Here is a 13,646-nt window from a genome sequence, read left to right as displayed (position 1 = left end):
TATTACTTCATATTCTTAAATTCAGCGTCTGTACATAGCACCCAGTGCCCTGGCTTGGCTTCACGGAATTCTGCGCCTTCTGTATCGTGTTTAGCAGGATCATATAATGTCCGCTCACGCGTCCGTTCAAAGTCAGGATCTGGCAACGGTATAGCAGATAAAAGTGACTTCGTATAGGGATGAAGTGGATTATTATATAATTCATCTGCATCCGCTAATTCAACAATTCTGCCAAAATACATAACCGCTATACGATCACTAATATATTTTACCATTGAAAGGTCATGGGCAATAAAAAGGTATGTTAAACCATGTTCTTTTTGCAGTTCTTTCATCAGGTTTACGACTTGCGCCTGAATCGACACATCTAGTGCAGAAATCGGCTCATCGGCAATGATAAATTCCGGATCTACTGCAAGTGCTCTTGCAATACCGATACGCTGACGCTGACCACCACTGAATTCATGTGGATAACGCGTAGCATGTTCTTTATTTAAGCCGACTGTATCTAGTAACTCTTCTACACGCTTTGTTTTTTCTTTATCATTTTTTATCAAGCCGTGAATTTCGATACCTTCTAATATTATCTCCTTTACCGTCATTCGCGGATTAAGCGAAGCGTACGGATCCTGGAAGATCATTTGCATCTTACGGTTAAACTGTTTTAAGTCTTTCTTTGATTTCTTGCCATGGACATCTACCCCATTAAATTTAACCTCACCATTTGTAGCATCGTATAAACGGATAATGGTTCGTCCTGTTGTCGATTTACCACAGCCTGACTCGCCAACCAGTCCAAAGGTTTCGCCACGATAAATATCAAAGCTGATACCATCTACCGCTTTAACAACGCCTTTTCTCCCTGTATCGAAGTGCTGCTTTAAATCTTTAACTTCTAAAAGTTTCTCTTTACTCATGATGGGTTTCCTCCCCCTGTTGAGCTGTCTCGTCTCGCCATTCCCTTCATGCGCAATTTTACAGATGCAGGTGGCTCAACTTCTGGTGCATCCTCATGCAATAACCATGTTGCGGCGTAATGACTATCGGAAACCTTAAACATTGGAGGTTCTTCTTCTAAGTCAATTTGCATCGCATAATCATTACGGGCAGCAAATGCATCCCCTTTTGGTGGGTGCATAAGATCCGGTGGTGTACCAGGAATCGCCGTTAACTTTTCTTCGGTACTATCCACTGTTGGCATGGAACCTAATAAGCCCCATGTATATGGATGCTGCGGGTTATAAAAGACGTCATCAACAGTTCCTGTCTCGACAATTTTCCCTGCATACATAACAGCAACACGATCGGCAACATTCGCAACTACACCCAGGTCATGTGTAATAAAAATAATCGATGTATCCATTTTTTTCTGGATATCTTTCATTAATTCAAGAATTTGTGCCTGAATCGTTACATCCAGTGCAGTAGTTGGTTCATCACATATTAACATTTTCGGGTTACAGGCCAGTGCAATGGCAATAACGACACGTTGTCTCATACCGCCGGAGAATTGATGCGGATATTGATTAATCCGTTTACCCGGCTGTGGTATACCTACTAGTTCCAGTAATTCGATCGCACGATTTTTCGCTGCTGCTTTTGACATTTTTTGATGTAAAATTAAACCTTCCATAATCTGTTTACCGATTTTCATGGTCGGGTTCAACGAAGTCATCGGATCCTGGAAAATCATCGAAATATCTTTTCCACGGATTTTTTGCATTTCTTTATTCGCTAGTTTCGCTAAGTCTTTTCCTTCAAAAAGGATTTCACCTTCTGGTATACGCCCTGCTGGTTTTGCTACAAGCCCCATCAAAGCTTTTGTAGTTACCGACTTACCAGAACCGGATTCCCCCACGATGGCTAATGTTTCCCCTTTATTTAATTGAAAATTAACTCCTCGTACAGCTTTAACACTCCCGCCGTACGTGTCAAAGGTTACATGTAAATTACGAACATCTAAAATTGGATCCATATGCTCCACCTCACTTTCTCATCTTAGGATCTAACGCATCCCGCAGACCGTCTGCTAAAATATTGAAGCCAATCATTAATAACGAAATAATGACAGCTGGGAATAATAACATGTATGGATATACTCGATAGCTGTCAAATGCTGAGTCAATTAAAGTACCGAGTGATGCGATTGGTGGCTGAAGCCCTAAACCGATAAAGCTTAAGAACGATTCAAAGAAAATCGCACTCGGAATCGTAAACATCGTGTTAATAATAATAACACTGATCACGTTTGGGATTAAGTGCTTCATTAGAATTCTGCTGTCGTTTGCCCCTAACGTACGAGCTGCCAAAATAAATTCCTGGTTTTTCAATTTCAATACTTGACCACGAACAATTCTTGCCATACCGATCCAGCCAGTAATCGTTAAGGCAATCGTGATCGCCAGCAAACCTGGATTCAGTAAGATGATCATCAGGATAACAATAACCAAGTTCGGAATACCGGATAATACTTCAATTACCCGCTGCATGACATTATCGGTACGTCCGCCATAATAACCGGAAACTCCACCATACAGAACCCCGATAACCATATCAATCATCGCTGCTAAGAAACCGATATATAAGGAAATTTGTGTTCCTTTCCAAATCCTTGTCCATAAGTCACGGCCCATTTTATCGGTTCCGAACCAGAAGTATTCATCTTCAAAACCTTGAGCACTATAGGCATCGGCTTCTATAGCTACGGTATAATAACCATCATCACTTTCTTCTGGCGTTAAGATAACTTCTGTACTACTAACATATTGCTCTTCTAACTCATAGCCTTCCATACCACGTTTGATTGCCTCTTCTTCCGTAGCACCTTGTACTTCATAGGTTTGATAACCATCAAATCCAAGCCATTCCAAGCCTTGTATTTTAGGTGGTAAATATGCTGCATCATAATTGGCATCTTCAATGTCATAATCATTAAAGAAAGGTCCTACTAATGCCATAAATATGATAAACACTAGGACGATTAAACCTAATATTGCCCCTTTATTTTTGGTTAACCTGATCCAGGCATCCTTCCAGTAGGAGAGCTGAGGACGTGTCAATTCTTCACCACGATCCTCTTCTAAATGGACTCGTTTAAATCTATCCGAGCTAATTTTCTTGTTTGAATGATTGTCCATTATTTCTTCCCTCCCGAAATACGGATACGTGGATCAATTAATCCATACAGTAAATCAACAATAAGAATAACCACAATGAATAAAATGGAGAATAACATGGTTGTACCCATAATAACTGGGTAATCTTTCGTGTTGATAGAGCTTACGAATTGTTCCCCGATACCTGGTACCGCAAAAATTTGTTCAATTACTAACGTACCGGTCATCAAACTAACTGTCATCGGACCTAATACTGTGATAACCGGAATTAATGCGTTTCGCATCGCATGTTTAAACATTATACTGTTACTGGACACCCCTTTGGCGCGCGCCAATTCAATATAATCAGACCCTAATACTTCAAGCATTTCTGTACGCATGAATCGTGCACAGATGGCCATTGGGAATATCATTAATGCAATCGTCGGCAAGACCGTGTGGATCGGTGTTTCCCAGAAAGATGGCGGGAACAATCTCCACTGAACCGCTAAATAATACTGTAAGATACCGGCAAATACAAAGGACGGAATCGAAATCCCTATTACCGCAATAACATTTGATGTATAATCTACCCATGTATTGTGTCGAATCGCAGCGACCATACCTAAAATAATCCCCAATATTGCCCCAATAATTAATGCTTGTGCTCCTAATTGTGCAGATGGACCAAGTCGATCTAGTATTACGTCTGTAACCGCTCGATTATCATATTGAAACGACACGCCTAAATCACCTTGTACCATACCAGCCATATATTTGACATATTGTACCGGCACCGGCTCATCCAAACCATAGTGTTCCAACATTGACTCATACTGTTCTTCCGACATTTTTTGCGCATTTGCGTCAAAAGGAGAGCCTGGAAGCATCTTCATTAGAAAAAATGTTGCTGTTGCTATGATGAATAACGTGATGATCATGTATATAAGTCGTTGCAGTATATATTTGGCCATCGCATCCACCTCCTGTTTTTTCCCTAAATAATTTTATAATTGACGAAATATTCACACTATTGCCTAAAAAGGATAAAAGAGAGTACAGCTCATCTAATCATCGGCTATACTCTCTTTTCCATTATTTGATATTAGATTAGCTTACTTTTGAATATCTACATATTTAAAGCTGTAATCATTACCAAATGGGTTCATGGTATCCATACCTTTTACATAGTCTTTAGAAAGCACAGAAGTTTTACGTTGCATGATCGGTGCAATTGCTGCATCCTCTAAAGCAATTTTTTCAGCTTGTTGAAGTGCTTCAAAACGCTCAACAGGTTTAGTCGCAAGTTCGTTCTTCGCAGATTTCACAAGTGCATCATAATCTTCGTTAGAATAACCAACGTCATTGTTTTCTCCACCTGTCACCCAAAGGTCTACGAAGGAAATAGCATCTTTATAGTCTGGACCCCAGCCAGATACAGCTAATTCATACTCATGTTTACGCATTAATTCTAGTTGTTGAGCCCATGGAACGTTAACTGTTTCCAATGTTAGTCCTTCTAAGTTCTCTTCTAATTCAGTTTTCATGAATTCACTAATTGATTTAGAAACATCTGTATCTCCACTTAGAAAGCTTAAAGTTACTTCCTCAAATCCTAACTCTTCTTTCGCTTTTTCCCAATATTCTTGAGCAGCTTCCACATCAAACGCTAACACATCACTACCAGTTTGGAAATCTTCACCTGTCTCAGGATGTTGAACAAAATCATGTGGTACAAAATAGTTTACTGGCTCTGAATCATTACCATATGCCACGTCAATATAAGATTGTTTATCAAATCCTTTAGCTAGTGCCATTCTGAAATTAAGGTTTTGCATATATTCAGACTTTTCAGCAGAAGCTTGATTCATTTTTAACCAGAAGACACTTGTCTCTGTTAATGATTTAAATTCTGGGCTTGTTTGATTGTCTTTTACTTGAGCCCCTTGTAAAGATACACGGTCAAGTTCACCAACTTCGTAGTTAGAAAGACCTGTATCCGCATCTTTAATTACTTTTACATTAATACTATTTAATGCAACATTTTCTGCATCCCAATAATCTTCGTTCTTTTCTAATACCCATCCACTTTCAGTTTCCCATTCCGTCATTTTGAATGGACCGTTAGAAAGCATGTTTTCAGGTGCTAATGCAAAATCTTCACCTTGTTCTTCAACAAATTCTTGATTTAGCGGTAAAAATGTCATAAATGCTGCATATGAATCCATGTAAGGAACCGCTTTTTCTAATTCTACTACAAACGTATAATCATCAGGTGCACTTACACCTAATTCAGATGGTTCCATATCACCAGCATAGATTTCAGCTGCATTTTTAATTTTACCACTCATTAAATAATTAGCGTAAAAAGAACCATTATCTGGATCAATTGCTCGTTGCCAGCCATAAACGAAATCTTGTGCAGTTACAGGATCTCCATTTTCCCATGTTGCATCTTCACGCAAATGGAAAGTATAAGTCAATCCATCCTCACTAATTTCTGTTTCGTCTTTATTCGCAACACCTGATACAATTTCACCACCAGTTGCTATACGATATAAGCCCTCATAGACAGCCGAAACATATTGGAAGGAGACGTTATCTTCAGCCATAATCGGATCCATTGTCGGAATATCTGCAGTTGCCGCAATATTCAAGACTTTTTCTTCATCTGTTTGCGTACTTTCAGATTCATTGGTATTTCCTTCCTCTTCTGATCCTTCTTCAGAATCACTTCCTGTTGTTGAACATGCTGCAAGTACTAGTCCTAAAAGCAGAGCTACTACTAGCAAAAACCATTTGTTTTGTCTCATTAATTAAACCCCCTAGTTTTATTAATTTATTATGAAGACAAATTTAACAATTCTTATTATACAAGGAATTTTCACACAATTCACTAAATTTTTATACATTTTGTTAAAAAAACTAATAAAATAGACCGATTCGCGCGAAAAAATGGTATTTAAGTCTTATTTTCTTTATTATATTTGGAATATTTAAAGTTTTCTTTATATTCCGATTATTCTGATAATTGATTTTGAGGTTATCATACTGCATAATTAGCTTGAAAGGAGACGACATTTATGACTCACATTAAGAGGCAGACCATTCTTTTTGTCATACACCTTCTATTATGCCTAGCTTTTGTATTTCTATTTATGGAAAAGTTCGTACTTTTGCATTATATTAATATATTGTTTTACCTTGGTGGAGGCTACTTAATAGCAGGATTGTTATTGTATGTTACGGCTAAACGTTTTTTCGATATTACGGCAGGCAGCTTTCAGAAAGTCTTTACGAATACTAGTAAACATAAACAATGGGAAAGTACCATTGTTTCAGTACGCCCCCCATCTGAACGGGTCAGTATACAAGCACTTCGATTTTTCATCGTACAGGGAAGTGGTTTACTGATCATAATGCTCGTATTACTTGTAATATATTATGGATAACTCGAATTATGCTTGAAAAATCTTGCAACATTTTATATAATTCAATCAAATCATAAAGTCTGGAATTTAGAAGATAGAAGTACTTTTTCTCCGCTAGCTTGAAGAGAGCCTATGGATGCTGCAAATAGGTACTAAGGGAAAAAGGAATTGGAATTTTCTTAGGACGTATTCCATGTCACTAGGCATTACTAGTACTTAAGTGATCACTTTTATCGTGATAACAAGGGTGGTACCGCGGTTCATTCGTCCCTTTTTTCGGGAAGAGAATGGACTTTTTTTAATGCAAAAAAAACAGTAGAGGTGAGGAAAATGAAAACAATATTCTCTGGTATTCAACCAAGTGGAAGTCTAACATTAGGAAATTATTTAGGAGCGATGAAGCATTTTGTTTCACTACAGGAAGAGAACAATTGCTATTTCTGCGTCGTAGATGAACATGCCATTACCGTCCCACAAGATCGACTGAAGCTTCGTGACAATATTAAATCACTTGCAGCGTTATATATTGCATCAGGTATTGATCCTGATAAATCAGTATTATTCATCCAATCCGAGGTCCCTGCCCACACGCAGTTAGGCTGGATGTTACAAACGGTAAGTTATATAGGCGAACTCGAGCGAATGACACAGTTTAAAGACAAATCTCATGGAAAAGAAGCCGTGTCTGCAGGGTTATTAACCTACCCACCATTAATGGCTGCCGATATTCTACTTTATAATACCGATATCGTACCAGTTGGCGAGGATCAAAAACAGCATCTTGAGCTGACTCGTGATCTCGCTCAACGATTCAACTATCGATTTAATGACATTTTTACCATCCCGGAAATCAGCATTCCGAAGGTAGGAGCAAGAATCATGTCATTACAGGAACCAACGAAAAAAATGAGTAAATCTGATGATAATCAAAAAGCATCTATCTTTATGCTCGATACCGAAAAACAGATTGAAAAGAAAATTAAAAGTGCTGTAACCGATTCTGATGGTATCGTGAAGTTTGATAAAGAGAATAAGCCGGGAATAAGCAACTTGCTTACTATTTTTGCAAGCTGTACAGGTGAAACCGTTGAAGAAGTAGAAGCACGATATGAAGGAAAAAACTATGGTGAGTTTAAACAAGATACAGCTAATGCTGTGATCGACGCCTTACGCCCTATCCAGGAACGCTATTACCAGTTAATTGAATCAGACGAATTGGACGACTTACTCGATCAAGGCGCAGATAAAGCTAATTTCGCCGCTACTAAAATGATACGCAAAGCGAAAAAAGCAATGGGACTTGGCAGAGTGAAAAAGAAAAGATAAGCGAGAAAAACCGGGAATACCCCCGATCCTAACTAACAAAATAATATCCAACTACCTATAACATGGATTATGTATAGTGGAGCTGTCTGATATGGAGGTAATTTTGATAGATTTTATCTGCTTAGCAAAGCTCCGGAAATATGCTCCGCGTCCTGTGGGCACGGCTTCAGCTAGGCTACTACTTGCACTGCTTCGTTGCTGCCTTGTGCCGAGGAAGCCCGCTTCGAAGCAATACTTGTAGACACAGGCACAGACTAAGTGGATCTTCAGCTCGCGCTGATTCCACGGGAGTCTCCGTATATTTCCTACGCTTAAGTAAAGTGCTACAATGAATGGAACAGCTTAAAGCAGTCGTGTTATGCATAGAACATCATCAAATTTAGATGTAAATCTTGCAGGTGATGCTCCTTAACCTACCTGTCGCATTAATTGTGGAGCTATACATGAGCGTAGACCAACCACGTAGACTCACCGCGGGACGCGGAGTGGTTGGACGGAGCGGTATCCCAGCACATGAATCATTTCAAGATTTCTTCAACGCTAGTTAACATAATCCATGTTATAAGAACCCATATTTAATCATAAGCCAACTTGATTCACTTTAATAAAAAAGATTCCGATATCTTTTGACTATCGGAATCTTTTTTATGTGCTTAATTATGATCGTAATGATTTTGTGGAATAGGTATCCTGTTCGCGCTCCCAAATGTCTTCATAGAAAGCCTGTCCTTTGATGATCTGTTTGCAAAATTCTTCATGATGGATACTCCAGCCTTCTACCACCTCATTATATAGCGTTTGCCAAGCTTTCTGGAATGTCATTTCTTTGATGGTGTGATAGCGTTCCGGTGACCATTCTGTCAGCCAATACCGTACTTCTTCCGAACACTGTCCTACATTTAACTGGTCTAATGCGATCATTAATAATTGCTTTAATTGACGTTCTTTTCTTGTTAAGCCCACCATATAATTGGTTGGCAATGATAAAATGTGAAATTCTTTATCCGTTGTATTACTTAACGAATAGGTTGTAGCCGTTCTTCCTTCAATCAGGTCTGCTACTAAACGCTCCTGGCGAGGAATTAACCGGCTTTTTCTAATCGGGATATGATAACCCATTGTATCGAATGCCAGAATTGCCGTACCATTCGTTACAATACAGGCGTAATCTAACGCCTTTCGTTCCTGATTTTTTCGCACATACGCACGTTGATAAATTTTGTCTAATATCTCTTGAGGAATATCTTGTAAGTCATTTTCAATGTAATCGAAGGTTTTGTTGTCAATGAAGAGTATTGGAGCTTGATCGAGAATTTCTATGCCGTCAGCCTTTCTCCATTCATGAAAAGGACATACATTGTAGCCATTTTCTTCACCTTCAAACCAGTTGACCCATACATCATGTAAATACAACATATTACGAACCCTCACTTTAGCTAATCTGTTTATCAAACAGTATGACCATTACAAGATAATTTATTCTTCTCTTGTTATTATTTAACAGAATACATCGAGATCTTCTGTAATGAAAAGCCCATCAAAATAATGCCAACAATCAAAAAATAACACTCCATTTTTGTCTGAACAATTGACAGATAATCGATGAAAGATAAGCCAGCAGGAATAAAATTCAAATAGAGTATGATCGAAATACCACCGGAGATAGAAAAGCCAAATCCTATTAAAAAAATAAATACATATACCACCCTAATCCGCTCCTTAACCGGTTTATACATGTATATGTACAAGCCTTCTATCTATTACAAATGATAGGAACGTTATGCAAGGATTTTTCTTTCTATAATAGGATTGTGAGGATGCTCTTGTTTACGATACAGGAACGAAGAAGTGCAGATTGCCAGCTTCCTTTAATACAGATTATGTCTGCTTTTGGACCACATTGATATATTGTGAGTGCTGGGATACCACTCCGGCCAACCACTTCGCGTCCTGCGGGGCATATTTCCGTAGCTTTGCTAAGCACATTCCATCTGTCAAAATGGCCATATTGATATGCATAAAAAAACTCCACTTATGCTAAGTGGAGTTTTTTTTCAATTATTGATATTTCTTAAAGACTAACGTTACATTATGACCACCGAAACCTAGTGAGTTAGTGATGGCGATGTTAACGTCTTGTTCGATTGCTTTGTTCGGAACATAGTTTAAATCGCACGCTTCGTCTGGTGTTTCATAGTTGATCGTTGGTGGCACAATGCTGTCTTGAATCGATTTCACACAGATAATGGATTCAATTGCACCTGCAGCACCCAATAAGTGACCAGTCATGGACTTAGTAGAAGACACATTAAATTGATAAGCATGATCCTTGAACACCGACTTGATTGCTGCTGTCTCATAGGAATCATTATATGCCGTACTTGTACCATGGGCATTTACATAATCAACTTGCTCTGGAGAGATTTCAGCATCATCAATCGCTTGCTGCATTGCACGTGCTGCTCCTTCTCCTTCCGGTGCTGGTGAAGTAATATGATAAGCATCGCCGGAAGCACCATATCCTAAGATTTCGGCATAAATCGTCGCCCCACGTTTTTGAGCGGATTCTAATGACTCAATCACTAGGATACCTGCACCTTCCCCCATAACGAAACCGTCACGATTTTTATCAAAAGGTCTGCTAGCTGTTTTCGGATCATCATTGAAAGATAAAGCTTTCGCAGTCGAGAAACCAGCAAAAGACATATCCGTCAATGGTGCTTCTGCTCCACCAGTAATCATGTAATCTGCATCACCGCGTTCGATTACTTTAAATGCATCACCGATCGAATTGGCACCTGAAGCACAAGCTGTAACAGAACAGTTGTTAATTCCTTTTGCACCTAATTGAATTGATACTTGACCCGCTGCCATATCCGGAATAAGCATCGGTACGAAAAATGGGCTTACTCTTTTATAGCCTTTATCCATAAATCGACGGAATTGTTCGTCATAAGTAGCCATACCACCGATTCCTGAACCAATCCAAACACCTACACGATGAGCATTGTCATCATTAATATCAAGCTTCGCATCTTCAACTGCCATTTTTGCAGCTGCTACCGCGTACTGTGTAAATAAATCCATTCGCTTGGATTCTTTTTTCTCCATGTACTGTTTAGGATCCCAATCCTTTACTTCAGCTGCTACTTTCGCAGGAAAATCATCTTTATTTACCTTTGTCACATAATCTATTCCAGAAGTACCTGATTGAATCTGATCCCAAAATTGAGTAACGGTATTTCCTAATGAAGTGACCGCCCCCATACCAGTTATCACAACTCGATTTTTAGTCATTATGATTCCTCCATTTCTTTATTTGCCCCACTTTAACGCGACAGCGCCCCAAGTTAGACCTCCACCGAAGCCTACTAAGACTACTAAATCATTATCCTTTATTTTACCGTTTTTTACGCCTTCAGACAAAGCAATAGGTATGGAAGCCGCTGAAGTATTGCCGTATTTATTAACATTCACGGCCATTCGATCTACTTCAATACCAAGTCGTTGTCTGGCAGCTTCCATAATACGGATGTTTGCCTGGTGCGGAATTAAATAGTCGACATCCTCTTTAGCATAACCTGCTTTTTCCACAACATTTACAGAGGATTCTGGCATTTGGCGAACAGCAAATTTAAACACCTCGCGACCATTCATAAAAATAAAGTCTTCGTTTTGTGCTAAATATTGGCCGCCGCTGCCATCAGCGCCTAGTTCAAACGAGAGTATACCTCGTTCGTCACTTACAGGCCCCATAACGGCTGCGCCTGCTCCATCACCAAATAACACACAAGTATTACGATCAGACCAGTCTGTAATTTTAGACAGTTTTTCTGCTCCAATAATTAAAATATGTTTATATGATTCGGTTTCAATAAATTTCTGTGCAGTAATCATACCATACATAAATCCGGCACAAGCTGCACTGATATCCATCGCCGCTGCTTTTGTTGCTCCTAAACGTTCTTGCAATTTACAAGCTACTGTCGGAAAAGGCTGATCAGGAGTTACCGTTGCGACTAGAATTAAATCTAAATCTTCTCCTGTTATACCTGCTTCATCTAGTGCTTGTGCTGCTGCGTTATATGCCATATCGGAAGTATCTTCCGTATCTGCTGCAATTCGGCGTTCTTCTATTCCAGTTCGTGTACGAATCCATTCATCATTGGTTTCCACGATTTGTTCCATATCTTTATTGGTTAATACTTTCTCGGGTACATAATGACCCGTACCTAATACGCCTGCTTTCATAGCTATCCTTCCTCTCAAAGGAATTATTATCAATTATTAAGACTTGGTACTAATTTTATAATAACTACTTTTATTTTTCAAGTTTATTTTCTTCCACAAAACCAAAAACTAGGGATAATGACCATACAGAAATCTTTCTCTAACATAGTATAAATACGGGAGGGATATAGTTGGCGCAAGACAAAGATAATCGTTTTGATCGACTGATGTTTGGCAAAAAAGCAGAAAAAGAAGAACCAGTTCCTGAAGAAACCGACGACACATTCGATTTAATTGATACTTTTCAGTTATTAAATGATACGTATCAAAAATTATCTCCACTCAAAGACATATTCGTAAAGTCCTCAAAGAAATAGCTGTCGACGGCATCGACAGCTATTTTTCCGTTTGATGTGGCAGTAATCCTGTTTCCTTATATTCGTTGATGGATTCACTGACCTGGTCGACAAATCGTTCGGGCACTTGTTTGCTGTAAGGTCCCATCGTAATAACATCTTCATCGAAACCAAAGTTATAGATCCCACCTGGCAAATCCCCATCTTTTAATTGACCAATAGCGTATACATACAGCTTGTCAATGTGCTGAATGGTACTCGTTAACACGGAAGAACCACCTGCAGGCTGCTGATCGTTGACATAACCAATGGAAAAAATGCCATCATTTTTTGCTGCTTCAACAACGGAGACACTAAACGCATCTCCTGCCGGGTAAATAACATCCGTTTTCTGATCACGCATAGCTTGATAATGTTCCATCGCTAACTCTTGTTCATCCCAGTCATAGACATATTGAATATCCACATTGGCATCGGGATTTTTGTACAGCACCCCTTCATAGTAGCCCTCCACCTCTGGCTGCCATTCATATGCTGCAATTATCCCGACTCGATTGGTTTCCGTCATTTCCCCTGCTATCATGCCGGCAAAAAAACCCATCGCTTGTGCATTGAAATTTAAGCTGATTAAATTATCAGCAGAATAACCGCCATTGACATAAATAAATTGAATATCAGGATAAGAGGCATGAATTTGGTTAAACATTTCTCCATAATTGCTGCTGTGTCCGATGATCACCTGAACCCCTTTACTGGCAAACTCTTCTACAGCAACATTCACTTGTTGTTGCGTCTGAACACCTTCTTGAAAATAAACATCCGTGTCATATTCCTCTTGAATATTGAGCAATCCACGATACCCTTTATTGCCCCATGTCTGATCATGAACCGTATGCTCGATCAGCATGCCGACTCTTTCTATTTTTTCTCCATTTCCACCAGACTGACAACCAGATAAAAACGAAATCATACATATAATAGATGAAAGCATTACGATAAATTTTTTCAATCATCTGCACCCCTTACACCATTGGCATCCACGAACCTTTCACTTAGGACTATTTTATCGTTTTGCATCATGTCCGTAAACTAAGAAAACATTACAAATTGATTACAAATGCAAAAGAAAGTGTTGCAAATGCCTATTAATAAGGTGAAGTAGACCTATATCACCGACTTAAAATCTTCTTCGCAACCGAATTACTTTT

At 39.0% G+C, this 13,646-nt stretch carries 13 protein-coding genes and 1 other annotated feature; of the genes, 3 read left to right on the top strand and 10 right to left on the bottom strand.

The window, feature by feature from the left end:
* Window positions 1-2 precede the first annotated feature (2 nt).
* The 5 genes from MUN88_RS12585 to MUN88_RS12565 all read right to left on the bottom strand — a co-directional run bounded on the left by MUN88_RS12585 (window position 3) and on the right by MUN88_RS12565 (window position 5,908).
* Entirely contained in the window at window positions 3-917 is a 915-nt protein-coding gene (locus MUN88_RS12585; protein ID WP_244715545.1) for an ABC transporter ATP-binding protein, read from the bottom strand.
* Window positions 914-1,975, bottom strand: coding sequence for an ABC transporter ATP-binding protein (locus MUN88_RS12580; RefSeq protein ID WP_244715543.1), 1,062 nt, complete (start codon window positions 1,973-1,975; stop codon window positions 914-916). The genes MUN88_RS12585 and MUN88_RS12580 overlap by 4 nt, the downstream gene beginning before the upstream one ends.
* Before the next feature lie 10 nt (window positions 1,976-1,985).
* On the bottom strand, window positions 1,986-3,137 hold the full coding sequence (gene opp3C / locus MUN88_RS12575; RefSeq protein ID WP_244715541.1) for an oligopeptide ABC transporter permease: 1,152 nt from the start codon (window positions 3,135-3,137) through the stop codon (window positions 1,986-1,988).
* Window positions 3,137-4,069 (bottom strand): oligopeptide ABC transporter permease, encoded by a 933-nt coding sequence (gene opp3b / locus MUN88_RS12570; RefSeq protein WP_305852465.1) that lies wholly within the window; start codon window positions 4,067-4,069, stop codon window positions 3,137-3,139. The genes opp3C and opp3b overlap by 1 nt, the downstream gene beginning before the upstream one ends.
* Window positions 4,070-4,210: 141 nt before the next feature.
* Window positions 4,211-5,908, bottom strand: a complete 1,698-nt coding sequence (locus tag MUN88_RS12565) for a peptide ABC transporter substrate-binding protein (protein ID WP_244715537.1) — start codon at window positions 5,906-5,908, stop codon at window positions 4,211-4,213.
* Window positions 5,909-6,178: 270 nt separating this feature from the next.
* Here MUN88_RS12565 and MUN88_RS12560 point away from each other — a divergent pair, with 270 nt between their 5' ends.
* Together MUN88_RS12560 and trpS are read left to right on the top strand one after the other, a co-directional pair.
* A complete protein-coding gene (locus MUN88_RS12560; protein ID WP_244715535.1) occupies window positions 6,179-6,547 on the top strand; it encodes a DUF3899 domain-containing protein in 369 nt (122 codons plus the stop codon).
* Window positions 6,548-6,610: 63 nt separating this feature from the next.
* Window positions 6,611-6,801 (top strand) — a binding site (T-box leader).
* Window positions 6,802-6,856: 55 nt separating this feature from the next.
* On the top strand, window positions 6,857-7,852 hold the full coding sequence (gene trpS, locus MUN88_RS12555) for a tryptophan--tRNA ligase (RefSeq protein WP_244715533.1): 996 nt from the start codon (window positions 6,857-6,859) through the stop codon (window positions 7,850-7,852).
* A gap of 657 nt (window positions 7,853-8,509) precedes the next feature.
* On the opposite strand, the gene MUN88_RS12550 is transcribed toward trpS, so the two are convergent.
* The 4 genes from MUN88_RS12550 to MUN88_RS12535 form a co-directional block, all read right to left on the bottom strand.
* Window positions 8,510-9,268: a DUF3603 family protein gene (locus MUN88_RS12550; protein WP_244715531.1), complete on the bottom strand. Its 759-nt coding sequence runs from the start codon at window positions 9,266-9,268 to the stop codon at window positions 8,510-8,512.
* Window positions 9,269-9,345: 77 nt separating this feature from the next.
* Window positions 9,346-9,558 carry a YuzI family membrane protein gene (locus MUN88_RS12545; RefSeq protein ID WP_244715529.1) on the bottom strand — a complete coding sequence of 71 codons (213 nt, stop codon included), beginning with the start codon at window positions 9,556-9,558 and terminating at the stop codon, window positions 9,346-9,348.
* 352 nt (window positions 9,559-9,910) lie between these two features.
* A complete protein-coding gene (fabF, locus tag MUN88_RS12540; protein WP_244715527.1) occupies window positions 9,911-11,149 on the bottom strand; it encodes a beta-ketoacyl-ACP synthase II in 1,239 nt (412 codons plus the stop codon).
* Window positions 11,150-11,167: 18 nt separating this feature from the next.
* Window positions 11,168-12,103, bottom strand: a complete 936-nt coding sequence (locus MUN88_RS12535; RefSeq protein ID WP_244715524.1) for a beta-ketoacyl-ACP synthase III — start codon at window positions 12,101-12,103, stop codon at window positions 11,168-11,170.
* 170 nt (window positions 12,104-12,273) lie between these two features.
* Here MUN88_RS12535 and MUN88_RS12530 point away from each other — a divergent pair, with 170 nt between their 5' ends.
* Window positions 12,274-12,459 carry a hypothetical protein gene (locus tag MUN88_RS12530; protein WP_244715522.1) on the top strand — a complete coding sequence of 62 codons (186 nt, stop codon included), beginning with the start codon at window positions 12,274-12,276 and terminating at the stop codon, window positions 12,457-12,459.
* A gap of 19 nt (window positions 12,460-12,478) precedes the next feature.
* On the opposite strand, the gene MUN88_RS12525 is transcribed toward MUN88_RS12530, so the two are convergent.
* The gene (locus MUN88_RS12525; protein ID WP_244715520.1) at window positions 12,479-13,447 is read right to left on the bottom strand and encodes a BMP family ABC transporter substrate-binding protein; all 969 of its coding nucleotides are present in this window, start codon (window positions 13,445-13,447) and stop codon (window positions 12,479-12,481) included.
* Window positions 13,448-13,646: the final 199 nt, after the last annotated feature.

Source organism: Gracilibacillus caseinilyticus (assembly GCF_022919115.1).
Lineage (GTDB): Bacteria > Bacillota > Bacilli > Bacillales > Amphibacillaceae > Gracilibacillus > Gracilibacillus caseinilyticus.
The sequence above is the reverse complement of the archived record's forward strand: the minus strand, read 5'-3'. Positions and strand labels throughout refer to the sequence as shown.